Source organism: Pseudomonas sp. 203-8, from assembly GCF_020708595.1.
GTDB lineage: Bacteria > Pseudomonadota > Gammaproteobacteria > Pseudomonadales > Pseudomonadaceae > Pseudomonas > Pseudomonas aeruginosa.
This window is the reverse complement of record NZ_JAJFDF010000027.1, coordinates 1-529: the sequence shown is the minus strand read 5'-3', so window position 1 is coordinate 529 and position 529 is coordinate 1. Positions and strand designations below refer to the sequence as shown.

Below are 529 nucleotides of genomic sequence, written 5' to 3'. Positions count from 1 at the left end.
TTGAGCTTCTTCTCGATCTCCTCGTTGGCGCGCGCCAGGATCAGGCCGCCGCGCGGGCCGCGCAGGGTCTTGTGGGTGGTGGTGGTGACCACGTCGGCGAAGGGGATCGGGTTCGGGTAGAGGCCGGCGGCGACCAGCCCGGCGACGTGGGCCATGTCGACGAACAGCAGCGCGCCGACCTTGTCGGCGATGGCGCGGAAGCGCGGGAAGTCGAGGGTCTTGGAGTAGGCGGAGAAGCCGGCGACGATCATCTTCGGCTTATGCTCCACGGCCAGGCGCTCGACTTCGTCGTAGTCGATCAGCCCGGTAGCGGTGTCCAGGCCGTACTGCACGGCGTTGTACAGCTTGCCGGAGGAGGACACCTTGGCGCCGTGGGTGAGATGGCCGCCGTGGGCCAGGCTCATGCCGAGGATGGTGTCGCCGGCGTTGAGCAGCGCCAGGTACACCGCGGCGTTGGCCGAGGAACCGGAATGCGGCTGGACGTTGGCGTAGTCGGCGCCGAACAGTTGCCTGGCGCGGTCGATGGCCA

Annotated in this window: 1 protein-coding gene; it reads right to left on the bottom strand. The window is 68.4% G+C overall.

What is annotated here, in order from left to right; translation table 11 throughout:
- Window positions 1–529 (bottom strand): aminotransferase class I/II-fold pyridoxal phosphate-dependent enzyme (locus LJF27_RS30340; RefSeq protein WP_024929049.1); only part of this gene is annotated, 529 nt, incomplete at both ends.